The following is a 25895-nucleotide window of genomic DNA, read 5'->3' as shown; positions in this document are numbered from 1 at the left end:
AAGAGAGTGATGTTTATCTCATCCTTTCAGATATGGTACTTGATTTACGGCAGTTGAATGCGATTATCTTTTGTAGATAGTTACCTCGTGAATATAGTTACTTATCTGAAACAAATGATGAAATATATTGAAAATAATATTAGGCTTTACTATAGATAAAAATAGTAGGAAATATTTACTTAATTTTGGGATCTGGGGAAAATAAATGAGAAGTAAGATCTTTTCGACTTCGTTAGCTTTTGCTCTTTTGTTACTGGTCACAACAGTCGCATCAGCTGGACAGGAAATTCAAATTACACCGTATGGCGAGAGAGGCTTTAATCCTGCCATTTATGACAATAAAATTGTATGGTTGGACAATTACTTCAATGGAAGTCTCCACCTGTGGGATTTGTCTACAGGCAAAGAGATACAGATCACTGGAGATCCATGGTACTCATATCTTGCTATATATAACGATAAAATAGTCTGGGAATATGGAGGACAAAATATCTCTTTGTACAATATCTCTACAAATGATAAAACTCTGCTTTCAATTCCTGATCCACAAACCAAGGGGTCAAAAGACTCTTTGGCTATCTATGATGACAAAATAATATGGAGAGACTGGGGTAGGTACCGAGACATCTATATGTATAATCTCTCCACTTATAATAAAACTCGAATTACAACTAACCAATTAACCAAGGACCCTGCTATCTATGGAGACAAGATAGTATGGCAGGACGAGCCTAGCTTTGGTTTTGGAAGTGTATCTGGTAATATTTACGTGTATAATCTATCGACTTCCAACGAAACTCGAGTTCCAACCAATAGATCAGCATCAAGCCCTAAAGTTTATGGTGACAGGATTGTGTACATGGAAGGTAACAATATATACTTCCATAATCTCTCAACTTCTATAGAGACTCAGATAACCTTCAATGGGTCACGAAAGGATAAGCTTGCTATCTATGGTGACAGGATAGTGTGGCAGGATGACCGCAACGGAGATTGGGATATATACATGTATGATCTCTCTACCCATAAAGAAATTCAGATTACCAGTGATGAATCAGATCAACTTAACCCTGCTATTTACGGTGACAGAATAGTGTGGGAAGATTATCGTAATGATATGGAAAACAGGTACTATTGCAGTATATACATGTACGATTTCTCAGCTAAACCTACAATGCCCTTTGCTTCTTTTTCTGCTAATATAACATCTAAATCCGGAAATATGCCGTTAACTGTATTATTTACTTATAATAGCACAGGTGGAACTCCAACATCCTGGTATTGGGATTTTGGAGACGGTATAAACTCAAAACATGCTCAAACAGCCACACACACATTCAAAAAACCTGGGACATATGATGTTAGTCTTACAGTAACCAATTTCGCAGGCAATAGTACGCTGAAGAAATCAAATTATATTACTGTCACTCCTCCACAAGCTCCTATCGCGGAATTCTTTTCTCCAGAGGTATATCACGCTGACACTTATGGAGGGTCAATTCCCACAAGAAACGTATCATTTGTAGATAATAGCACAGGTTCGCCTACCTCCTGGCTTTGGGACTTTGGGGAAGGTAATACCTCAACAGAGCAAAATCCAACTCATATCTATGATGTAGGAGGAGGATATACAGTAAATCTAACTGTAAAGAACGCTGTGGGTAGTAATACGACAAGTAAGTATGGATATGTACTTGTTGGCTTGGGTGATGGGTCTGTTGCTCGAGAATCTTTCTCCTCAAGTGTAACATCCGGAGATGCACCACTGAAAGTAACGTTCTATGGAGGAACCGGATATGCCAATGATTGGACTTTTGGAGATGGTTCTCAACAATACGTTGGTGAGAACGGCACAGTAGAGCACACATATCTGGAGCCCGGACAATATACTGTGAGCTTAGATGAGTACAATGTCGGTGGCAGAGCTGCGATAACAAAATATCATTATATTACTGTAACCGGACTTACAAGGCCATTTGCTTCTTTTACTTCAGAAAAGGTGTCTGTTCCAAAGTCACTGACAATAGCATTTACTGATACAAGCATTGGGAAGCCTACTTCTTGGTACTGGAATTTTGGAGATGGAAATTCCTCAACCGACCAGAATCCAACCCACACATATTCTGCAGCAGGAAACTATACGGTTTCCCTGACAGCAAGTAATGATAACAGTACAAATTCAACGTTTAGAGTAATCGATGTATTCAAAACTACAGGACCGTTTGCATATGTTACTAGTGGCGACAATATCTCTGTAATCGATACAGCCACAGACAAAGTAGTAGACACAATGGAGATGGGAAGTAGTTTATTTGGACTTGCAGTCAATCCGACAGGAGCAAAGGTATATGTTACAAACAGTGGCAACAACACGGTCTCTGTAATTGATACAAACATAAGCAAGGTTATAGCCACCGTTAAAGGATTAAGTTCGCCTTATGCAATTGCAATTACTCCAGACGGAAAAAAGGCATATGTTACGAACAACAGAGGCGCTGTCTTTGAAAATGGCACAGTCTCTGTCATTGACACAGGCACTAATACTGTTACGGATACAGTTAAGGTAGGCAGCGTCCCTCATGGAGTTACAGTTAGCCCGGATGGAGCAAAGATATATGTGGCAAATGAGGACAAAACAGTCTCTGTAATTGATACAGAAACAAACAAAGTTACAGCTACGCTCAATGTAGGACAGTATCCTGATGGGATTGCGATTAGTCCGGACGGAACAAAGGTATATGCGGCCAATGGTGGCAGCGACAATGTCTCTGTAATTGATACAGAAACAAATAATGTTACAGCTACGGTACCTGTAGGAGATAATCCTGTTGGAGTTGCAATCACTCCAGATGGAACAAAGTTATATGTGACAAACTATAGGGGAAATACTACATCTGTAATTAACACAACAACCAATACCGTGATAGCCACATTGCCAGGAGATGGTCCTTACGGAGTATCAGTCACTCCGGATGGGAAAAAAGTATATGTAACAAACTTAGGCTATGATCTTTCCGGCAAAACTGTTTCTGTGATTGATACAGAGACAAATACTGCTATAGCTACAGTTAGAGTAGGAAGCTATCCTAGAGAAGTTGCAGTCGCCCCAGATGGGAAAAAGATACTTTCTGCCACAAAAACCGTAGTTCCAACATAACCAGTGATAAATCTACTCTTTTATAAAGAAGTCAAGTTGTGGAGATTGAAAAAACAACCGACTAATAACGAAAAGACAAATTGAAGTAAAAGTACTCATGGGTTTGGAATAATTTATGTGATAACTGGATTTCTTTATAACTGGATTTCTTTATAACTGGATTTCTTTACGTGTTTCTAAATAATGGAAATAAAAAACAGTGAATGTGGGGCAGAAAAATTTTGAGTTTAATGCAAGGAGTGGGATTCAAACCCATGAATACCTTCGTAAAAGGACCTTAAGTATCATTCCGTTTTGAAAACAATGGGCACGAAGAATTTGAAATATATTTAATATTAGCGTTTTTTGAATTTTAGGGGGGAAAAGAGAATAAATGAAAAATAAGCAAAAGTTGTATTCGATAGCTTTAGCTTCAGCAACCTTAATTTTTTTGTTTTCAATTTTAATCTCATCCGTGGCGTCAGCGGCACAGGTAGCGAGAATTGGTAATGGATCTGATCCTGCTATTTATGGTAACAAGGTAGTATGGACAAGTGGGGGTGTTATTCACCTCTATGATTTGACCTCGAAAACAGACACTACAGTTAGCTCTTCTGCAGCATCTCATCCAGCTATCTATGGCAATGTAGTAGTGTGGCACGATGAAAGTAATGGAATGCCAAGATTAACTGTCTACGACATTAAAACTGCTGGCAGATCTTACATTACTAAAGATGTAGACATCGGGAGCATCCCTGCTATTTACGATAACAGAATCGTTTGGAGTGCAAATTACAATGAATCAACTCATAATCACAGCATATATATGAGGGATATCTCTAATTCAACACAAACCTGGATAGCAGAAGGAGAAGGATATTCATCGGATATATACGGCACGAAAATAGTGTACTCAGCCGAAGGTAGAAGTATGAGAGACATCTTTTTGTATGATATAACTACCAAGAAAACCATAACAGTAAGCCCGTATTCAGGTTCTATTCAAATTCCACATATGTATGGCAATAAAGTAATTTGGATAGACAATTTCATAGGAAGTGGATATATTGACATGTACGACGTTGTTACTAAAAAAGCAACAAAGGTTACAAGTGACCATACAGTTAATACCTTGAATGGGTCCGAGGGTCTTGAGACTGGCTGTGATACCGGTACTCATTTTGATATAAATGGGGACAAAATCGTATATTCAAAATCTGCCGATAACCAATTTGGTTATGCGGGTGTATACGTTTATGATATTCCTTCAGCAAAAAGTACTCCAGTCTATATTTATCCAAGAGGGACTGACACAACACCTGATATCTACAACGATACTATTGTATGGGGAATAGACGGTGATCATGGCGGATATGGTGGGGTTAATGATACTGGCATCTATATTTGTGATCTTTCTGTCACGAACACCTTGCCACCTGTAGCTGAATTTACTGCAAACAGAACCTATGGAGCTGCACCTCTAGTTGTGTTATTCACCGATACCAGCACTGGTGGAGTACCGACTTCCTGGATTTGGGATTTTGGGAACTGGACTTACTCAAAACATGCCATGAATGCAACCCACACGTTTACCAAGCCAGGGAATTATACAATCAGTCTGACTGCGGGAAATAACGCCGGTAATAGTAAAGTAATGAAGCCAAATTACATAGTCGTTACTAATCCATTTCCAGTTGCAAACTTCAATAGCAGCGTTACCCATGGTTATCCTCCTCTCTCAATTCAATTTACTGACCTTTCACAAAATGCAACTGGATGGAACTGGGATTTTGGAGATGGAAGTAATTCTACACAAAGAAATCCAATTCATGAATATGCAGATCCAGGAATCTATTCAGCTAATCTGACAGCAACCAATGAAAATGGTACAGATTCAAAGTCAACTACAATAACAGTAATGCAGCTATTTGGTGTAGGTCCATATGCATATATTACAAACTCCGGCGACGACACTGTCTCAGTAATTGACACGGCTACTAACAAGGTTACAGCTATGATTCCTGTAGGAGACGATCCTGTGGGAGTTGCTGTTACACTGGATGGAAAAAAGGTATATGTCACTAACTTTTTTGACCATACTATATCTGTAATTGACGCAACAAAAAACAAAGTTACAACTACAATTCCTGTAGATGACGCTCCTCGTGGAGTTGCAGTTTCCCCTGATGGGAGAAGAGTATATATGCCACATTCCGATATGGGAAATTCCAGCAACAATACGATCCTCATTATAGACACGGCTACCAACGAGGTTACAGCCACAATTCCTGTCGGAATTAGCCCTACTGGAGTTGCTATCACACCGGATGGATCAAAGGTGTATGTGGCGAATTCAGGCAGCTATCCAAGCTACGAGGGTACTGTCTCTGTAATTGACACAGAAATAAACACTGTTATAGCCACAATTCCTGTAGGAAACTATCCTCATGGAGTTGCAATAAGTCCGGATGGGAAAAGGGTATATGTAGCGTGTAACGAAGGAAGCAATAACGGAATCTTTGTAATTGACGCAGTAAAAAACAAGGTTACAGCCACAATTCCCGTAGGAGACTCTCCTAGTGGAGTTGCTGTCACACCGGATGGAAAGAGAGTATATGTGACTAAAGGCCTTAGCAACACTGTCTCTGTAATTGACGCAGTAAAAAACAAGGTTACAGCCACAATTCCTGTAGGAGATTCTCCTAGTGGAGTTGCAGTCACACCGGATGGATCAAAGGTGTATGTGATAAACTACATCAGCAATACTATCTCTGTAATTGACACATCAACAAACAAGGTTACAGCAACTATGAGTGTAGGACATGGTCCTAATTCCTTCGGGCAGTTTATAGGTTCTCTTCAAGCATAACCAATATTTCTCTGTTGCAGACTCAATAGCAACGTTACAGAGGGTCATGCTCCCCTGATAGTAAAGTTTAATGATCTTTCCCAGAACGCAACTTCAAGGATATGGAACTTCAATGGCGATGGACAGATGGATTCCAGTGATATAAATCCAGTTTATGTATACGCAAATGCTGGAACTTATACTGTCAACCTAACTGCAAGCAACGAAAACGGAACTGACTCAAAAACTGCTGTGATAAACGTACTTACACCTAGCAGTTCAAGTGGTGGAAGTAGCCATAGTAGTTCCAATAGTGTTGAGGCGCAGGCGGTTCTCCTGAGCCTACAAAGAATGTCCAGGTAAAGGGATTTATCACAGGCTTTTATTACAAACGGAAAGCCTGTAAAAATGAAAACAGTACAGAGATAAATAACCATAAAATGAACAAAAAGAAATTCCGATTACACCAAGCTTTGGGAGATATTACAGAATAGTCAGCCTGCTTGCAGTACTCCTATATAAAAGGAAGTAAAAAGGGAAAATCCAAAGTCATATATGAAACATTTAGTGCGGGGTTATAGATTTAAGAAAAAAGCAACACTGTTTTGTAGGGATAATGCAAAACCGACTATTTTTAAAGATCGCCCTAGCCCAAAATCTACTTATTTTTATAAAATCATTTTAATAATTTAGTTCAAGTTTTTTGTAAACTAGTTTTTGCAAAGCAGATTTTTCAAAAACATTTTAATGGAGTTATAAGTGCTAAACTTAGGTTTGTAAATAGGAATAAACTTGTATGAAGTAAAAAGCAGAAACTAAAATAGATACACAATTGAATAAGTTATTGTATATTTTAATGATTACTTATTAGATAATTTTTAGGGATAAGTCTTTTAAAAAACTCTACAATTAAACTAATCATAATTTTATCATTTACTGATAAAGCTCCCTAAATTGTAATTTAGCATAACTATCAGTCATGCCTGATATATGGTAACAAATAATAGATAAAAATGCGTAGTTATTCTCTAGCAGACAGTTTGTGAAGAGATCTTTCTCGGCATATCTATCTTTTATTGCTTCTATAGAAGGCTGATTATTTCCATTTATGACATTACATTTTATATCTCTAATGTAATTAAATAATTCTACAGAATGTGCACTTTTAAGACAAACCTCTTCAAAGTCAGAAGGAGTTTGTAAGTTTCTTTTTAGATTTTCTAATCTTAGAGTCTCTATTAAAACCTTAGTTTCTTCATTATTACTAGTTTTAAAATGTATTTGATCTAACATTAATCCTTTATATTTATTATTTTCTAGTTTTATCTTATAAATAATCGAGTTTGTTTTGATGGTGTTCTCTATTTTATTCAAAACTTCTTCATGCATTTGCAGAGGATTCTCATAGTAAGCTTTGAAAAGTTGTTTAACTATATACTGAGACTTCCCATCAAACCGATTAACTTTATAAGAATTTATTATTCTATTTCTTATAAATTTTTCAATTTCTTTATTCAAGCTTCCCCCAATATCTGAGAAACAAACCACTTTTTTCTTTAGTATTGGCTCTTGATCGACCATTTCATAGTCATTTTCTGTCAAGACTTTAATGTTATACTTAGTAGTATCCAGTACATCTGTTAGAAAATATTTAGTTATATATTTTTGTAAGCAATTACTTTTATATTGAACATCTTTTGAGTTTTCTTTAGATCTTAACGTCTCATTCAATATTATCATATTTTTCACACATTTGTTAAGGTTTTGTCTCTCAGAAATCTCATTTATTGTCTCATTATAGGTTGACAATAAATCACTAGTTATCTTAATGATATTTGAGTACAATTCATCTACTTTTAACCCTAGTGATTGATCTCTCAGTCCATCATCTAAATCGTGTTGTCTCTGTGCAATTTCATCAGCTACTGCAACAATTTGTCCTTCTATTGAAACAGAATCTTTTTTATCTATATGCAAATTTTTTACTAATTCAGGATCGTTTACGAATCGTTTTATATCCCAGTCTCCATAGCTTCCAGACAATTCTTGTTCGTTTCTATGAATCCTTGTATGTTTGAATATGCCTTCAAGAACTTGCCAAGTTAAGTTAAGACCATCTTTATTTTCGTCCCTTCTTTCAACATCAGCTAAAATTCTTACACTATTATAGTTGTGTTTAAACCCGCCATAATCAAAAGAAGTCTCAATAATTTTATTTTTTCCTAGAGAGTCAGAGCCTCTCATAATTTCATCTAAGGTTCTCTCTCCTTGATGGCCAAAAGGTGTATGTCCAATATCATGGCCCAGAGCAATTGCTTCTGTTAGATCGACATTAACTTCCAATGCGTTAGAAAGAGCTCTAGCTATTTGGGTTACTTCTAATGTATGGGTTAATCTTGTTCTATAATGATCTCCTTCCTCGAAAGAATAAACCTGAACCTTATGTTGAAGTCTCCTAAAAGCCTTTGAAAAGAGTATTCGATCTCTATCCCTTGAAAATTCATTTCTTTTAATATATCTATTGAATTTACAGCTGGTCATATCTGAAATTTGAACTATTCTATCTTCTGGCTTTGGAGACTGTTTTAGATATCTACATTCCATAGTAAACCCATCATGTGCCCCACAATATCTTTCCAGTGAGACTTTTACACAAACTGGTTAACGACTCAGAACAGGTTTTTGAGGTAGAGGCAGCTAAAAAATATACCCACCCTAATTAATGAGCTTGACACCCGCAGAAGCTCATGTGCCACAGAAGTATATGCGTTGGAACTATATAACTATTTTTACAATGACTATGGTTCCGAATAACCCAAGTTCCGAATAATGAATTTGGAACATCAGTAACTAATTATAATTACCCGAAAAAAAGTTTTATTAGATCATGAATTCATTTTTAATGCCAATAAAAAACGATTCCATGACCGCAGATACAGCCAGCAAGCTGGCTGTATCCTCTGAATTGATTAGCAAATATAATATAATAACTTTGCCAGAATCTGCAAATTATGAATGTCAAGTCACTTTAAACGTATTGTTACATGCCGCAACATCTTCTACAGACTCTCTTGAATCTGCAAGTGATGATCTGCAAAGAAAGAATCATGATTTAAGAATACCTTCAGCAGATACTATTTTCAATTACATCAAAGAAAATCAAATTGCGGGCGGCCACCCCACCCTAAACAGGATGTCCGACAATTATTGGTAGTAATAAAAAGTGCTAAAAAGAAAGCAAATAAGGCCTTTAAATCAAAATAGAAGTAATTCTTTTATTACCGAAAGTAATTGTCGGACAGCTTGTAAAGGTCGGGGTATTCGTGACCCTCTGCGCTCCCTTGTAATAAATAAGGAAAAAACCAAAGTTCTATGTAAAAAGTTAGTGCGAGGGGTGGGATTCGAACCCACGAAATCCTTCGATACCGGATCTTAAGTCCGGCGCCTTTGACCTAGCTGGGCAACCCTCGCTCTTTAAAAAACATTTTGTTTTGAACCGCAAAGATTGGTTATGCGGACATGCTTTAAATAAAGTTAAATTATTTAAAGTTTATTCTTTAAAATATGGAAATTACATTTCTTGGCACTGGAGTTGCGATCCCGCAGAAGAATAGGGTACAATCCGGAATGCTTGTAAGGCTGGAAGAAAAGCCATTGCTTATTGATTGCGGAAGCGGTGTATTAAGTCATTTTCCTGAGGCTGGGATTTCCCACACCGAAGTAGACACTGTATTGCTCTCACACCTTCACCTTGACCACGTAGCTGACCTGCATCCTCTCATCAAGGCAAACTGGCTCCGAGGGAGCACTAGTATGAAGATCTACGGGCCTGAAGGAACAGAAGAATGGTTTTTAAAAGTGCTTGAAGCATACGAATACCTTCAGGAAGAAGTTGATGTAGACGTTATTGAGCTCGTCCCAGGAAAAGAATTTACTCCCGAGGGATTCGACTGTGAGATCAGCTGCGCAGCAGCCACGCACAGTGTTACGGCACTGGCTTACCGCGTGACCGGAGAAGATGGTGAATTCGTTTACTCAGGAGATACCGAACCCTCCAGGGAAATAATGGACCTTGCAGCCGAGGCTGATCTCCTGATCCACGAGTGCTCGTTTCCTCCGAGCATGAAAGTCACAAACCATACCACCCCTAATTCACTTGCCGGCATCCTTAAAGAATACAATAACGGAATCGGAAGTATCTGCCTTACACATTTTTATCCGGAAATGCGGGGGCATGAAAGAGAAGCAGTGAACTACCTGCAAGGATATTTTGAAGAAGAAGTGATTCTTGCTGAAGACCTGATGAAACTTGAATTATGATGTAGCGCAAAGTAAAATATGAGGCATAAAGTGAAGTTTGAAGCGTAAAATGATGAGAGCTACGTGGCTAAACTCCGGCTGTAAAGTAGGGCTATAATGTTAAAATGAGAAGCAACCCGAACAATAGCAAACCATTCGGCAATCCTCAGACTTTACTCTTCGAACACTTTAAATCTTCATACTCATAAGTCCAATGCGTTTAATTTGTATACAGCTATTATATATGAAATTCCAGCTGTATGCATCTGTTATCTCGAAATACAAACTTTTATACCCTTATCACTGGTGATTATCATGGCAAGACTACTATCAGAAACGGATATCGGTATTCTGAAAACTGTTGCCCCGGAGTGCGAGGGATATCTCTGTTCAGGCTCAGGAATGGCCTATCGTTCCATACTTCCTCCTCTGGCAAACCACTATGCAAAAGATGCTCAGGATTTCCTGAGGAGAATAAAACTGCTATCCCGGTATGACCTTGAATACCTTGTCAGGCTTATCTTATCAGGAGAAGAAAGTCTCGGCTGCGTACCATTCGAATACATCGAGCTTTTTATTGGAAATGTCTCTGAAAGGCTGGGTGAAGAAATGGCGGCTCAGGTAAGAAAATCTTATGAGAACTCAGAATGTCCTGCTTAATGTAGATTAAACAATATAAAAATCGAAATGTACAGGGATAGTACAAGGAAAGGATAGACTGTTTAATAATTGATATTATCATCTGTACACGTTTTATTGCTAAAAATTAGTTATACTCTCCCATATTTGTCTTCAAGTCTTTCAATATCATCTTCTCCAAGGTAGTCTCCCTGTGCAATCTCAATGAAAACAAGGTTTTCGCCGCCTATATTCTCAACTCGATGTATCTCATTTACCGGAAGATCGACCGAGTCCCCTGGGAGAACCCTGATTTCACTCCCGTTTTTAGTTACAAGCCCTTCCCCACTGATTATATACCAGTGCTCGCTTCTATGAGAATGGCGCTGGAGGGATATTTCACCCTGCGGGAGAATAGTAAGGGTTTTGACTTTATATCCTGGCTTCTGCATAAGAACTTCATAAAAACCCCAGGGCCTTTCTTCTTCACGTTTGCACTTTTTGAGGATAGTTTCATACACTTCAATATAATCATCTACCATCCTGTCAACCGAAAAACGTTTTTCCACGCTTTTCCGGCAGGTTTTGCGGGATATGGAACCAAGTTTTTGTACAGCTTCAACAGCTTCCTCAACACTATTGACCAAAAATCCGGTCTCTTTATCCCGAATAAGCTCAGGCATTGAGCCTCTGTTCATTGCAATTACCGGTGTACCGCTGGCCATAGCTTCAACTACGCCAATCCCAAAAGCCTCATCATAATTAATCATATGCAGCAAAGCATAAGCATTTGACAGGAGTTCTTTCTTAAACTCAGGATCAACATGCCCCTCATAAATAATCTGTTCATTGTCCAGATAGGGCTGTACTTCCTTTTCAAAATAAGCTTGGTCAGCAATGAAACCGGCTATTCTAAGTTTTCTGCCGGTCTTTTTTGCGACTTCGATTGCTTCCCTTACTCCCTTGTCTTTATGCAGGCGTGATAAAAAGAGAAGATAATCCTGCGGTTTTTCATTGAAATGGAAGCTTTCTATGTCAATTCCATGCCGAATCGTTGCTATATAGTCTAGATCGCGGCACCGGTAGGCGTCACTTATGGATACGTAGAAAGTTCTATTATTGTACTTTTTGTACACAGGCAAAATCTTCCTTGAGGAAATACCATGGATTGTTGTTACAACAGGCGTATCGACAAGCGCGCTGTAGGTAAGAGGAAGATAATCGAAATGATTATGGATTATATCGAATTCATTTGCTCTCTCGAAAACTTCTGATATATGCAGACCTTCATACACCTTTCTGATCATATCTTTATCTTCTTCATAGGGTCTCGGACACACGGCATGAAGTTTCGCTGCAGTATGAGAATCGGCTGTCGCAAATAAAGTAACATCAATACCCCGTTTTACCAGTCCTTCTGTTAACAAAGATACTATGGACTCCCAGGGACCATATTTTTTAGGCGGCGTGCTCCAGGCAATCGGAGACAACATTGCAATTCTTATACTAATACCCCCAAAATCACTCCCATCCCCAAACTGAATTTTGAATCCTCAATTTTAATTTAAACCCTTAATTTTATTGCTTCATTTCAATTTAAAATACCCTCTTTTCGGGTCCGTGGAACTTTCTATATCCTCTTCAAACCATCTACAATACTCATCAGGGCACTGTTTCTCAGGACACTCATGAATATACTTCAGAACATCCCGCACTTTTGCGGTAGCCAACGATACCGATGTATCCGCACTCCCGTAGTAAATACGAAGTTCATCGCCTACAAGGACCCACCCGCAGGGAAAAACAACGTCATTGACATCTCCACTGCGTTCATACATTTCACGTGGCCCAAAAATCCAGCCTTCCGACCTATGAAGCACTTTTGTAGGATCATCGGGATCAAGAAGGGCAAGTCCTAGTCTGTAACTTGCCTTAGCCGTTGTCTGGCGTACCCCGTGGTACATAATTAACCATCCGTCAGATACACGGATTGGTTGAGGGGATAAGCCTATTTTGTTTGCGTCCCACCATCCACCTTCTCTTGCATACAGAAGGACTTCATGTTCTCCCCAGTATTTCATATCCGGAGAAAAGGAAATCCAGATATTTGCCTTTGCTCCGCTTATTAAAGATACAGGCCTGTGTAACATTGCCCATCTGCCGTTAAACCTTACAGGAAAAACCGCAGCGTCCTTGTTTTCAGGGGGCATGGTAGCTCCAATTCTATCAAAATTACGAAAGTCCTCTGTAAAGGCAAGTGCAGTTAAGGGGCCCGAGTCCGAAAAAGCCGTATATGCCACAGCCCACTTTCTCATCTCATCGATATATGTTATTCGTGGGTCTTCTATACCATATATTTCTTCAGGGTAGTTTACAGGATCCGGAGCAAAGGTTGGTTCAGGATCAATTTCCCAGTCATCAACCCCATTTTTACTTCTTGCTATTGTAAAGTGAGAAAAACCCCTGTGATCTTCAACCCTGACCATCAATAGGGTTATATCGTCAACTATAGCAGCTGCAGGATTAAACACCGAGTGAGCCCGATAAGGCCAATCGTCAACAGTTAATATAGGATTCCTATTGTATCTTACGAATAGCTCCCCATGGTCTTTCCAGATCATGTTTCCCTCACTCCATATGATTTACTGACAAAAGGCTCTTTCTTTTCTGCAGAGTTTCGTTATTGACTTCGTTGCTGGATTGTAGCATTGTACTGGAAGCATTATTAAAGTGTTTATTTAAAGAGCTCAAAGCCATAAGGAAACAAATAACAGATTCTGCACCCTGGTTATAATTCATACCATCACAGTTGAGCCCGTCACAGACGGCACCTGTGGAATAGTCATACATAACAGTTTTCAAACGATTTCTTCCCAGGAAATATTCAAAGGAATATCTTGCAAGTTCCAGATACTTTTTCTCACGCAATATTTCATAAGCCGAAACATAAGCCTGAGTCAGGTAACCTGCTTCGATAGGCTGCTGGTCAAAAATCGGCTTTTTCCCGCTATAAGAGTACCAGCCTTGGTTTCCAACAATGTCAAAAAAATCGCCTTTCCACTGAATCTCAGTAAGAAAGTCCAGGGTAGCAAGTCCCACATTCCGGTAGGTTCGGTCTTTGGTATAATTATATGCCAATAAAAGAGATTCACTCAGTTTTGCATTACTATAGGTTACCGTAGGTTCGAACCAGTCCCAGTCTTCTTTGTGATTAGCCTCATATAAGTCAACCAAAGAATTCGCGTGGTTGATAAATATGGATTCAAAGATGTCTTTACTTACAAGAGAGTCTACAGATTTGATGGCATCCCTGCGGGAGTTGAAGACCGACTCGAATTCGTCGGCATCCACACCTGCTCTGAGCATTTCATACAAACCACAAATAGTATAGGCTTTTGCCCTCGGATAATTAAGCTTCTCCATCTCAGGCCTGGCTTTACTCATAAGAGTATGGGCAAGCGTACGTATATTTTTTGAAAGGTAAGGGCAGCTTACCACATGCCCAAGACCGTATATGGCACGTCCGAGAGTATCTTCACTTCCCTTCTCATCCAAAAATTCTCGTTTATAACTCATGAAGTTATGGAAGTGTCCTGTGTCGGTCTGAGCATGTTCAAGAAAGCTCATATATGTAGTAATTAACTTCCATAACTCCTCGGCTTTTTTCTGGCTATCTATCAACTGTGTCAGTGCAACAAGCGCACGGCCTACGTCATCAGTACTATACCCATGATGACGAGCCGGTACACCAAGATTGGTATGCTGAATAATGCCCACGTCGTCGGTCAATAATTTAAGGTAATCAAGTTTTACTTCAGGCAGCTGGTTTGGAAGGAAATTAAACTTGTTTGAAGTGGAATAGGTACCGTAGTTCTTTAAAGCCTTGATGAAAACCGTATTATATTGCTTACCTACATTTTTCCAAGTCATTTTTCGACCAAAATCATATGCCTTTTTGCGCATATTATCACACTCTTCTGGATTTTCTATTAAATGCAAAAGAGATTTTCTAAAGCCTTCCGTGTCTCCGAAATCTACAAGCAACCCGCGGTTATCGGAAAGCATTTCCTGGGCATACCAATATGGGGTGGAAACTATTGCTTTTCCCATGCCAATCGCATAGGTCAGAGCGCCGCTTACTATCTGCTCTTTGGAGAGGTAAGGTGATACGTAAATATCACTGGCGAGGATATAATTGCAGAGTTCTTCTTTCTCAACAAATTTGTCATGGAACACTACATTTTTCTCAAGTCCGAGTTCTGAGACCTTATTCTGGAGATATTGTCTGTATGTTTCTCCAAAGTTCTTTTTAATTATAGGATGTGTAGCACCCAGTATGAGGTAAACGAGGTCAGGATACTGGCTTACGACTTCAGGAAGAGCCTCAAGCATACTTTCGATACCCTTATTCTGGCTCAGAAGGCCAAAAGTAAGAACAAGCGGGGTTCCCTTTAAATTCAATCTCTTTTTATATTTATCACAATTGTTAAAAGGGTAGTCAGGTACTCCATGAAATATTAATTCTATTTTGTCATCAGGAGCTTTATAAACGTCTTTTAGCATCTCAACTGCAGTTTGGCTCATTACAATCAGCTTTTGGGAATACCTGATGAGTTTTTCGATGGCTATCCTGTACTCAGGTTCAGGTTCCCGGATTACAGTATGCATTGTGCTTATTACAGGCTTGTTGATTCCTGAAATAAGAGAAAAAATATAGTCTCCTGCGTTTCCCCAGAAAAGCCCGAATTCGTGCTGCAGACATACAATGTCAATATCAGATTGATTTATATAATCCGCAGCCCGGTAATAATCCTCGATCCTGTCCCTTTGTATTTGAAAAACGACTTCTTCGGGATAATTATAGGTCTCAGAAGGATCGTTCAAAGCAATTACTTCACAATGGACATTGTTATTTTCTCCAGAAACTGAATTTAATAGATCGGATGTGAATGTGGCAATCCCACATTCTTTTGGAACATAGGTTCCTATAAATAACACTTTCAGTTGCTTATTCAATTAATATCCCCCCAAACTCAAAGTAACTCAGTAGCGTTTTCGATCTTACTATATAGTTATTTGGTTACATAAGTTCATTCCCCATAATAATAGATAGTTTATATGTAAATTTATATGACACATATCGAAAAGGATTATTTCGATCTGGTAATACAGCTATATATTTACTCTTACATATTCTTCTTATAATGAAAAATATGTGGCTGAGAACTTGTGGAATATAGTTATCTGTCAGCCGTAGATTAATATCCAAGTGGTTACTAAATAGCGATAAATTTATAATACCCACCCAATCACTCACTTTGCTAAACTTCAGCAAAATGGTAATAAAATATTGATTAGATCTAATAATTGTATTCAATGCTATTTAATATTATTTATAAATATAATTGTGTGTGTTAATGGAACAAGTTAACACAATATTAAGGACAGACAGCTCCCTAGAAGCTGTGAAGGTTTTTCTATCACTTTCCTTTTCCAAATCATCACTTATTTCAACTTTGAATCTTAGCTTGTATTCACTGCTTCTTCTTTCAGAGTCTTTTTATGACAATGAATATCTAATTTTTTAATATATATTGCTTTTTTTACTCATATTTGCTTTATCAAAATCTGATATATTTAAGTATTAATAGTGAAATATAAAATAAAAGCTATGGGATGGTTTTGAGTATTTTGAATAGTAAACCCTTATTTTTAAATTATAGAGTACTGAAAGTTTAATTAGAAAAAACTTTTCAAGAAAGTCTTTCTTAAAGCTTCATGCTTATTATGGCTTTTATTATATATTATTAAACATTATGCAGAGTATAACAAGAAATAAAAACATGGGACTTGGAAAAATTAATCCATAATGCAGGTGATTGTTTGAAAGCCGTCAGAATCCTTGTCTGGCAGGACGATGGAAGTTTCTACAAATCGATACTATGTATGCTGTTATCCTTTACAATATGTGTCGGCCTGATTATCTCAAAAATTCTCGATGTTTGTGCTTTCCCTGAGTTTATGGATCATTTGTGGCAAATTGTTAAGCTTGATACACGGAGCCTTACCATAATAGAAGAACAGGAAGCTCGAAGCATATTTGGAAACAGAATTAATTACCGGAAGGTGCGTATCGACGAAACTTCACTAACTGCTTTGATGAGAGCGAAGCTAAAAGGGTGTTCAGGCATGGGGACTACAACCTTCCATACAATTAACTTCAGTAGAAAGCTTAACGCGGCTGCAGGCAGCCCGGATATGAAATGGCTTATACACGAATTAGCTCATGTCGCTCAGATGGAACACGTAGGTTCGCAATATCTTGTTGAAGCGTTTCATGCACAGGTAGGTGAAGGATATGCCTACAGGCTTGGGACAAAAAAGCATTTTCAGGAGTATAATCGCGAGCAGCAAGCCTGTATTGTTGCAGATTATTATATTGCATGTTGTTCAGGTGGCTCAACTGCAGCTTTTGAGCCTTATATTGCAGAACTAATAGCCGGAAAGTTATAAACATAAGATAGCTTTTAAGATAGCTTTTATAAAATTTGGATAAAAAGTAGATCTTAGGATTTGCTAAAAAAATTAAATGCTGGGTAACAAATCGCATAAGTTAAATTAAGAAATCCAATTCCTATGCAAGAAAAATATAAATGTTTTTATCTTAGTATCAAAAAAGCAATTTTTCAGCAAAATGAGTGTATAGCCCGGCACGAACTACATACATTATGATAATAAACCTACACAACCTATAATGTAGTATGCCAAATGTTGATGATGTCCATGGTTTTGAGATAAGATATCAGCAGGCAATAGACAAGTTACAAAAACTTGATACAAATTCACGTAACAAAGAGCTAATACAAAATTTTGTCATTGCATGTCGCAGAGAAGGAATATCCAAAAGTACTATAATAAGCTATATAGAGCACGGTAAAAGGCTCATAGAACGTTTTTCAGAAATAGGTATTGTAAAGCCCTTAGACGAGATAAGCGCATTTGATTTTGATAGAGTTCTAGTTTATTTGGAAGATGAATACTTAGGAAGGTATAGAGGTCAAAAAGGACTTTCCAGAAATTCTCTGCGAAATTATAAGAAATTTATGAAGAAGTTTCACAGGTGGTTAGGAAATGGAATTCAACCTGAGTGGGTGCAGAAGCTTCAACTTGAAGCAATTGAAACCCATGTACAACCTTCAGACTTACTAACAAAAGAAGAATTTGATAAGCTTCTTAACTCCTGTAATCACCCACGTGATAAGGCTTTAATTTCTGTTTTATGCGACTCAGGGATACGAATTGGAGCTTTAGCTTCTTGCAGAATCAAGGATGTAGTGTTTAATAAGTACGGTGCCATAATCTATATTTCTAAAAGCAGCAAGAGTAAGAAAACAACAAAGCCAAAAGGAATTCCCATTACGTGGTCTACAGGATATTTAAATCAATGGCTAGCAGTTCATCCGGAAAGAGATAACTCTGAAGCTCCCCTCTGGATCAAAAAAAGAGAAGGTGGAGCTATGAGTTATCAAAGCATACGGACAATGCTATCAAGATTGGGAGAAAATGTAGGGATTAAAAAACCAGTGAACCCGCATTCTTTCAGACACCTAGCTATCACAAATTGGATACTGGACGGTTATAATGAACAAGAAATAAAGCATAGGGCAGGCTGGTCTAAAGGATCACATCAAATGCTCAGGATATACGCAAATTACACAGATGAAGAGATTAATGATCGAATCTATGAAAAATGTGGACTGAAGACTGAAGACCGCCGACATGTAACGCTTAAAAAGTGTCCTCGATGTAATAATGTGTTAAGACCAGATGACAATTTTTGTAGTCAGTGTGCACTGGTTCTTGATCAAAAAACAGCCTTAAAATTACAAATAGATGGAGAAAAAGTAGACTTTTCGTTTGGCGAAGCCTCTAATAGAGACCCACAGATTTGGGAAAAACTAATCGAAATCAAAGAACTCTTAAATAAAGAAAATAGTTAAGGGATACCTACAGAATTTTCACCAATATTCTATTTACTCATGTTTTAATTTTTTCGTAAATGAGAATTCTTCCTCTTCAAGAAGTAATGATGAGAAATCAGAGCTTTCTAGATAAATCCTCGACTACTCAATTTGTTTTTCTGTCTCAATTTGTTCATCTGGTACTTTATTTCTCATTTGTTTTATATATTCTATTGCGTCTGTAGTCGATTTGCCATCCATTATATCTTTAATGATACATGCTTTAAAAGCTATATCGAATCCAAAATATATTTCTCGCTTTGTATCTTTGTCATCTAAACTTAAAAAATTATAATTAAGACTATTCTTTTCTTTGCAAAGTTTTGTATTTATGTTTTCGTTGAATGTTTCAGCAATTGTTTTAGTATAATGAATCAATTTATTTCTGTCATTAATAAGAACAAATTTGAAAAATTCATTAGATAACTCTAATTTTTTAGTTAGATCTTCTTTATTTATTTTAACAGCAAATTCATTAGTCTCAATTTTCTTATAATTTTCATTTAAATTATAAGTAAAATCCAAATACTCATGAAATATAGCTTCTAAAACTAAATTTTTTCTTTTCATCTTTGAAATTAAATAAGGATATTCCTCTATCATATTCCTTAAACTTTGAATACTGAAGTCAATTGAATATAGTGTTGGAGTGTTCCCCGATTTAGATTCTTTTTTTACTCTTTCACTTTTTAGATATCTTTTTTCTACGAGCCTTTTTAAATCGCTGTTGATCATATTATAACGTGCAGTACCATCTGGATTAACATAACCTAGTTCATGTGCTAATTCTGCTGTCGTCTTGGAAGAATCGAATAAGATCTCTAATATTTTTTCTTTATTTGTTTCTCTTACTTTTCCTTTGTTCATTTCTCTTACTTTTCCTTTGTTCATTTCTCTTACTTTTCCTTTGTTCATTTCTTTTTCTTATTACATAAACAATTGAAATTTTTACTAAAAATACAGATCACTTGCTAACATGTAATTTGAAATATTTTTTATTTTTATTCTTTCATTTCGTTTTTCCTATTATATAAACAGTTCAAATTTAGTTTTAGCTTATTTTATTGCCAACCTGGTTTACTTTACCTCACGCACGTCGATATAAATTTACCTAATCATCGGATAGAAAAATATATAAAGATATGACAAATATTTAGATACAGTAACTCGACTAAAGAATCGACTATCGATTTAAACTCGACTATAAATTTAATAATCGGTAGCCTTCATTCTGTATTATATACAAAGTTTTATTATAAAATAAAATATTAAAAATATATATACATTTTATATGTTTAAATTCACGCGGTCTCTGGACAGGAGGTGGTAAATATATTCAAGTTTGGTGAAAGAAAAATTGTCAAACAAGGAGGAAGTTATGTGATCTCGCTTCCAATTCAATGGATGAGGTCAATGAACCCAGAGATTAAAAATGTAACAGTAGAAATGGATGATAAAAATAGACTGAGAATTATAGCTTGTGATACCTTTCAAGATAGCACTGGCTATTCAATACCTACAGGAGATAGATGTCGATAAATTATATTTTTGCAATCAATAAAAACTATTTTTAAACAATTAAAGGAGGTAATAAATGCAGGATTTAAAACCAGAGACTATATCCAGGTTTAAAGAACTCTACAAGGAGTTCCCTGAATTAATAGACTACAGAATAAAATCTGGAAATATATATGAAAAAGCACAAGCAATGTTAATTAAAAGCGCTGTAGTCAGTGATTTACAAGTGCCCGATTGCTTGCCGGCCATGGACACTTGCAAAACATCTGTGGAATACCCACTCTTAAGAAAAATAAAGAGTGATATACCATGATTAATTTAGTTTACATATTTTATATATTTTTCTTTTTTGAATTTTATCAGGAATGGAGGCATGCATGAAAGAACAAGCTTCCACTTCCTTTTTTTGCGGGTATCCCTTCAGAAGTCACTTCTGTAAAACGTGCAGCATCCAGGGACAATGCTCGAACCGTAATAATGCACCCATCCGCCCTAAATTAATGAGATCTCAGGAATGTCTTGGAGACTCCTCCTTTCGCGGAGGGAAAAGTTGATGGTTTTTGCTCCAAAATACACAAAGGTCATACCTGAAAACATACCTCAACCCCTTAAGAACGAAAAAAGGTGGACTGTATGGAAGTCTGTAGACAGAGGTGGCGGCAAGAAACCCGGTAAAGTTCCTTACTATAATCATTACAACGAGCATACCGGGAAGTATGAAGAAAGACTTGTAGATCTCCATAACCCTAACCATCAGATGACCTTTGATGAAGCATATAAAATGCTGACTGCCAAAAAGTCACCATTTAGTGGTATGCAGTATGTTTTAGATTTCAATAAGGAGCTCGAAGACGAAGATAGGCTTATTGGAGTGGATCTAGACAACGCTTTGACTCCGGGAGGAGACATTAAGCCTGAGATCCTTGAAATAATCTCAATGTTCAACTCCTACACCGAGTTTTCCCCAAGCAGAACTGGAATAAGAATCTTTTGCTTTGGGAGGTTTCCTCTCAATGCTGGAGTTAAGAACAGTAATTTTGAAATTTACCAATGTGACAAGCTCCTGACAGTCACCGGAGACAGGATTATTACTGCTCCGGCAACCATCAACAACGCACAGGCTGCTATTGACGCTTTCAGAGAGAAGTACTTTAAGGAAGTAGATCAGATTGACGAGTCTACTCTTCCTGTTACTGATGTTAAATTTACTGATGATGAGCTCAAGAAGAAAGTAAAGGACTCTGAAAAGGGCTTAAAGTTTGACAGGCTACAGACCAAAGGAGCAGAGCCGGGTGACGATCTTAGCGGTGTTGACTATGCTTACTGTATGACTCTCGTAAAATATACTCAAGACGAGGAACAGATCGACAGGCTCTACAGGTCTTCTGCTCTTCTGCGGGACAAGTGGGACAGACCGGACGGCAGGGATCAGACCGGACCTATAACTTATGGGCAAAGGACTATCCGGAGTGCAATAAGACACAGAGGAACTGATGTCTTTACCTCCGCTTCCGAAAAGACTGCTCTTACTGATATTGAAAACTTTAACCTTACTATATACCCTTATACAGTAACTCCTGAGGGTATAACAAAAACTATGGTCTCAAAGTATGACGAGGAAAAGACCTACGAAGTGCCTGTTGCATCTGCTCCGGTAGTCATCGTAGCAATAGGCGAGATAATGGAGAATCCGAGTCAGTGCCTTGTTAAGCTCAAGATCAGGACCGTAAAAGGAAGGGACGTTTATGTATGGAAACCTCTAGACAACCTGCTCAATCATGCAGATGTTGTGAAACTCCAGAAAGAAGGCCTCCATGTCAAGGAGTCTCAGGTCAATGAACTCATAGAATACTTTGACAAGTTCATTAAAAGCAAGAAGGATGAGTTACCTTTGTATCATGTAGCCTCCTCTTGTGGGTGGAAGGACGAAAATACTGCCTTTATACTTGGCACAAGTAGGATTACCAGGGAAGATATAACTGAAATCCATCATCTCAATCCTGAGATAAGCGGACTGCTTGCCTGTCATGGTAATATTGCAGATTGGGCAAAGAGTGCAGGTCAGATCCTTGACTATCCGGCAGTAAGGTATAAATGTTACCTGTCCTGTGTCCCTCCGCTTATAAGGCCCCTGTACTTTACTTCCTATATTTCGTTTCAGGATCTTCCTACAGGTAACGCTAAAACCGTGAGCAACTGGTGCGCTGCCTCCATATGGGGAGACCCAATCGAGCAGCAGACAGGCGGAAACTCTACCTTTATGGGAGTTCAGAACTTCATTCAGTACATTAAAGGGCTTCCCTCTTTCCTTGATGAGACAACGCAGAATCCTGAAGCTGCAAAAAAGCTCATTTATGCAGTAGGTAACCTTACAACCAGAAGGAAAAGCACAAACGACAACACTGGAGGCGTAGTCAATCAGGGAACCCCTGAGACTGTTCTTATAATGACAGGTGAAGTGCCCATAATTGACGAAAAAGGCAGAGGTGGGCAGGATATGAGAGCCCAGCCACTTCCAGAAGGTATCTCTGAATTCCTTGACAATCTCGAAAGCATTGAGATAGGCTTGAGGGAAAATTATGGGTGGGTATCCAGGCTCTACATTCAGAAGATCTTCCAGTACAAGGACCAACTTAAGAGCATTTATGAGGGCTTTCTTGCAGGTCTTCCTCCTGTGAAAGGTATTGAGTCAAACAGAATGAAGAAACAGTATGCAATTGCTGCAACTGCCGGGTTTATCCTTGAGAAAGTCTTTGCGGAGATCCTTGACGAAAACGGGAAGCCTTACATTAATCCTGCCGATTCTCTCGAGATCTGCAAGCGCTATTTCGAGATGAATGTTGCAAACAAGCCTTACGTAACCGATGATATCAAGGCTCTTAAATGTGCTTATCAGTTCTACGTCACTAATCAGATTTACTTCAATGAAAATGATAAGAACCATTGTGACTTTGGTTGGGTCAGGGAAGCGAAGGGCACAAAGGAACTTCTTATTTGTTTTGACGAGGCTACACTTGCAAAATATATTAATACGGAGCTCGGAGATAGTAGATACGAGGCTGCAATTAAAGTATGGGTGCAAAAAGGTATTCCTAATGTCCGAACAGTGCCTATAAAAGATAAGGACGGAAACCTACAGTACGACAAAGACGGAAACATTAAGGTAAAGACTATCAGGACCACTCAGATAAAAGTAAGAGGTGTAAACACTACTGTAATTCAGATCCCTATCAGCAAGTTCTACAAGTACCTCAACATAAGTCCTGACGAGCAGGAGAACCACTCCGAAAATAAGTCCAGTGACACAGGAGAAAAGTCCGACGACCATGGAGATTTTAAAGGCAGCAGCGATGCTCCTGAACATTCCATTGAAGAATCTGAGATAAAGGTTCCTAAGATCAATCCAAGCACTCATCCAGCCTCTACAGCTAGTGTGCCAATGGTTATATCAAGCAACCAGGACATTATTATTGTTGCAGACAGCACTACTGATCTTCACAGCCTCCTTATGGACAGCCTCTAAGGAGATGATATTTGTGCCGATCATCTACCTTGATATAGAGACTGACAATTCAGAAGGCTACAACGGTCTTGACGTGTTTGGAGGAAGAATTGTTACTGTGCAACTCCTCCCTCCAAATGGCAATGTCATTATTATAAAAGACCCTACTCAGGAAAAAATGAGTGAAATCAAGGATATCCTTGAGAACAACCTGATAATAGGGCATAACTTGAAGTTTGATCTTAAGTTCCTTAAACAGCAGTTTGGAATCACCATCAATAACGTTTATGACACTCAGATTGCAGAGATAGTGATTTCCGGAGGGCTATATGCAGGCAAAAAAAATGTAGTCAGGCTGCAAGATCTTGTCTACCGCTACTGTGGAAAGAAGATGGATAAAAACGAGCATAAGGGCTTCCTCTTTGGAGTCCCTCTTACTATGGCTCAGAAGGAGTATGCTGCAAATGATCTTCGTTACCTGCCAATAATATTCCAGAAGCAACAGGCAAAAATCAAGCAGCTTGAGCTTGAAACTGTGATTAACATTGAAATGCAGGCTATTCCGGCTATGGTATGGCTTGAGCTTTCCGGAATTAAGGTGGACCTCAATAAGCTTGACATGTTCAGGATCAATGCTGAGAGGACAAGAGATGAGTTGCAGGCAAAACTCTACATTGCTCTTGGTGACATAAATTTAAATAGTCCTGTGCAACTCGTGAAGGCTCTTAACGGAATTGGAATCCCTCTCAAGAGCACTAAAAAGGAGGAAATGATAAAATACAATTATCCTGTCCTCGATGATCTTGAGGAGTATAAGAAGGTCTCGAAGCTCCTGAGCGCCTTCATAAACCCTTTGCCTGAGTTCGTAAACTCTCATACAAGAAGGGTCCATGCAGACTACTACCAAATTGGAGCAGTTACAGGGAGATTCTCTTGCAGATATCCGAATATCCAGCAGCAACCCTCCAAGAGTCAGAAAAATTGGCGTGAGATCTTCATTGCTGAGGAAGGAAATGTTATTGTGACTGCGGACTACTCGCAAATCGAGCTCCGGATAGTAGGGCAGGCGGCAAGGGACAAAAAGTATATTGAAGCGTACAACACTCCCGGAGTGGACCTCCATAGAAGGACAGCAGCTTCCTTATTTAATGTGCCTGAGGACCAAGTTACAAAAGCTCAAAGAAGTGTTGCAAAGTCTGTAAACTTCGGCCTGAACTACGGCATGTGGTCCTCAGGACTTGTGAAGAAGCTCAAGGCTGACGCAAATATAGAAGCCACTCGTGAGGAGGCTGTTGTATATGCAGAAAACTTCCAAAAGATGTATCCGGAGATTACTGCCTATCTCGACAAGTCCAAGAAAGAAGGACTTAGGAATAACTGTGTAAGGACTATGGCAGGCAGGCTTATAAGATTCGAGTGTATCGAATCAAGCTTGGAAGCCTCCATAAGCAAAACCAAGGAAGCATACAAGAAAAAGCATAACGGCGAAAGTATGTCAATCTTGGATGAGCAGAGGCTCAGGGTTGAATTGAAACGAGGCATCAAGGGTTCTATAGGCAGGCAAAGCAAAAACTACCCTATACAGGGCTTCTGTGCGGACCTTGTAAAAATTGCAATGGCAAGAATATACAAGATCCTTGAGCCTATGGGCGTGAAGTTCATTGCTACAGTCCATGACGAACTTGTGTTTGAGTGCAAAAAGGAACAGGCTGCCTTTATCATAGAAACTATAAGACGGGAAATGATTGCAGCGGGCGCTCCTTGGTTTATTGATATTCCTTGTGATGCTGAGGTTTTCTCAGACGAGTATTGGCATAAAGATTAAGAGTCTATCCGAAAAGTATCATGATATATTGCAACTTTTATAAATGAGCTGGTTTCAAAATCCCGACTATTCATGCTTTTGACCAAAAACAGGTATTTTCCATTTAGTCCTATTGATTCTGGTTCTCT

The 25895-nt window shown here is 38.3% G+C and carries 15 protein-coding genes, 1 tRNA gene and 1 pseudogene; 11 read left to right on the top strand and 6 right to left on the bottom strand.

Annotation, left to right across the window (positions count from 1 at the left end):
• The first annotated feature begins 205 nt into the window (after window positions 1-205).
• From BP861_RS08180 to BP861_RS08170, 3 genes are all read left to right on the top strand, one after another.
• Window positions 206-3157 (top strand): PKD domain-containing protein, encoded by a 2952-nt coding sequence (locus tag BP861_RS08180; RefSeq protein ID WP_292374286.1) that lies wholly within the window; start codon window positions 206-208, stop codon window positions 3155-3157.
• A gap of 454 nt (window positions 3158-3611) precedes the next feature.
• Entirely contained in the window at window positions 3612-6005 is a 2394-nt protein-coding gene (locus BP861_RS08175) for a PKD domain-containing protein (protein ID WP_292374285.1), read from the top strand.
• A gap of 3 nt (window positions 6006-6008) precedes the next feature.
• On the top strand, window positions 6009-6347 hold the full coding sequence (locus BP861_RS08170) for a PKD domain-containing protein (RefSeq protein ID WP_292374328.1): 339 nt from the start codon (window positions 6009-6011) through the stop codon (window positions 6345-6347).
• A 570-nt stretch (window positions 6348-6917) separates the two neighbouring features.
• On the opposite strand, the gene dgt is transcribed toward BP861_RS08170, so the two are convergent.
• Complete coding sequence (gene dgt, locus BP861_RS08165; RefSeq protein WP_292374284.1) at window positions 6918-8588, bottom strand: dGTP triphosphohydrolase; 1671 nt, start codon at window positions 8586-8588, stop codon at window positions 6918-6920.
• Between the two features lie 298 nt (window positions 8589-8886).
• Here dgt and BP861_RS08160 point away from each other — a divergent pair.
• A pseudogene (locus BP861_RS08160) lies at window positions 8887-9150 on the top strand (ISH3 family transposase); the annotation flags it as partial.
• Between the two features lie 220 nt (window positions 9151-9370).
• Here the strand turns inward: BP861_RS08160 and BP861_RS08155 are convergent.
• Window positions 9371-9455 (bottom strand) — tRNA-Leu (locus BP861_RS08155).
• A 93-nt stretch (window positions 9456-9548) separates the two neighbouring features.
• Between BP861_RS08155 and BP861_RS08150 the strand changes: the two genes are divergently transcribed.
• On the top strand, window positions 9549-10304 hold the full coding sequence (locus BP861_RS08150; protein ID WP_292374282.1) for an MBL fold metallo-hydrolase: 756 nt from the start codon (window positions 9549-9551) through the stop codon (window positions 10302-10304).
• Between the two features lie 294 nt (window positions 10305-10598).
• The gene (locus BP861_RS08145) at window positions 10599-10943 is read left to right on the top strand and encodes a hypothetical protein (protein ID WP_292374280.1); all 345 of its coding nucleotides are present in this window, start codon (window positions 10599-10601) and stop codon (window positions 10941-10943) included.
• A 110-nt stretch (window positions 10944-11053) separates the two neighbouring features.
• Here the strand turns inward: BP861_RS08145 and BP861_RS08140 are convergent, their stop codons facing one another.
• The 3 genes from BP861_RS08140 to BP861_RS08130 all read right to left on the bottom strand — a co-directional run bounded on the left by BP861_RS08140 (window position 11054) and on the right by BP861_RS08130 (window position 15917).
• The gene (locus BP861_RS08140; protein WP_292374279.1) at window positions 11054-12394 is read right to left on the bottom strand and encodes a glycosyltransferase; all 1341 of its coding nucleotides are present in this window, start codon (window positions 12392-12394) and stop codon (window positions 11054-11056) included.
• A 93-nt stretch (window positions 12395-12487) separates the two neighbouring features.
• Window positions 12488-13522 (bottom strand): glycosidase, encoded by a 1035-nt coding sequence (locus tag BP861_RS08135; RefSeq protein ID WP_292374277.1) that lies wholly within the window; start codon window positions 13520-13522, stop codon window positions 12488-12490.
• A gap of 7 nt (window positions 13523-13529) precedes the next feature.
• Window positions 13530-15917 carry a glycosyltransferase family 4 protein gene (locus BP861_RS08130; RefSeq protein WP_292374275.1) on the bottom strand — a complete coding sequence of 796 codons (2388 nt, stop codon included), beginning with the start codon at window positions 15915-15917 and terminating at the stop codon, window positions 13530-13532.
• Between the two features lie 867 nt (window positions 15918-16784).
• On the opposite strand from BP861_RS08130, the gene BP861_RS08125 reads away from it, so the two are divergent.
• On the top strand, window positions 16785-17414 hold the full coding sequence (locus tag BP861_RS08125; RefSeq protein WP_292374273.1) for a hypothetical protein: 630 nt from the start codon (window positions 16785-16787) through the stop codon (window positions 17412-17414).
• 248 nt (window positions 17415-17662) lie between these two features.
• A complete protein-coding gene (locus BP861_RS08120) occupies window positions 17663-18901 on the top strand; it encodes a tyrosine-type recombinase/integrase (protein ID WP_292374271.1) in 1239 nt (412 codons plus the stop codon).
• 123 nt (window positions 18902-19024) lie between these two features.
• Here BP861_RS08120 and BP861_RS08115 read toward each other — a convergent pair whose 3' ends face one another.
• Entirely contained in the window at window positions 19025-19837 is an 813-nt protein-coding gene (locus tag BP861_RS08115) for a hypothetical protein (protein WP_292374269.1), read from the bottom strand.
• Window positions 19838-20516: 679 nt separating this feature from the next.
• On the opposite strand from BP861_RS08115, the gene BP861_RS08110 reads away from it, so the two are divergent.
• The 3 genes from BP861_RS08110 to BP861_RS08100 all read left to right on the top strand — a co-directional run bounded on the left by BP861_RS08110 (window position 20517) and on the right by BP861_RS08100 (window position 25767).
• Window positions 20517-20753, top strand: coding sequence for a hypothetical protein (locus tag BP861_RS08110; RefSeq protein ID WP_292374267.1), 237 nt, complete (start codon window positions 20517-20519; stop codon window positions 20751-20753).
• A gap of 240 nt (window positions 20754-20993) precedes the next feature.
• Window positions 20994-23963, top strand: coding sequence for a DUF927 domain-containing protein (locus BP861_RS08105; protein WP_292374265.1), 2970 nt, complete (start codon window positions 20994-20996; stop codon window positions 23961-23963).
• A 13-nt stretch (window positions 23964-23976) separates the two neighbouring features.
• Window positions 23977-25767, top strand: a complete 1791-nt coding sequence (locus tag BP861_RS08100; protein ID WP_292374263.1) for a DNA polymerase — start codon at window positions 23977-23979, stop codon at window positions 25765-25767.
• Window positions 25768-25895 lie beyond the last annotated feature (128 nt).

Source organism: Methanosarcina sp. UBA411, assembly GCF_002495725.1.
GTDB lineage: Archaea > Halobacteriota > Methanosarcinia > Methanosarcinales > Methanosarcinaceae > Methanosarcina.
This window is presented reverse-complemented; position numbering and strand designations above follow the sequence as displayed.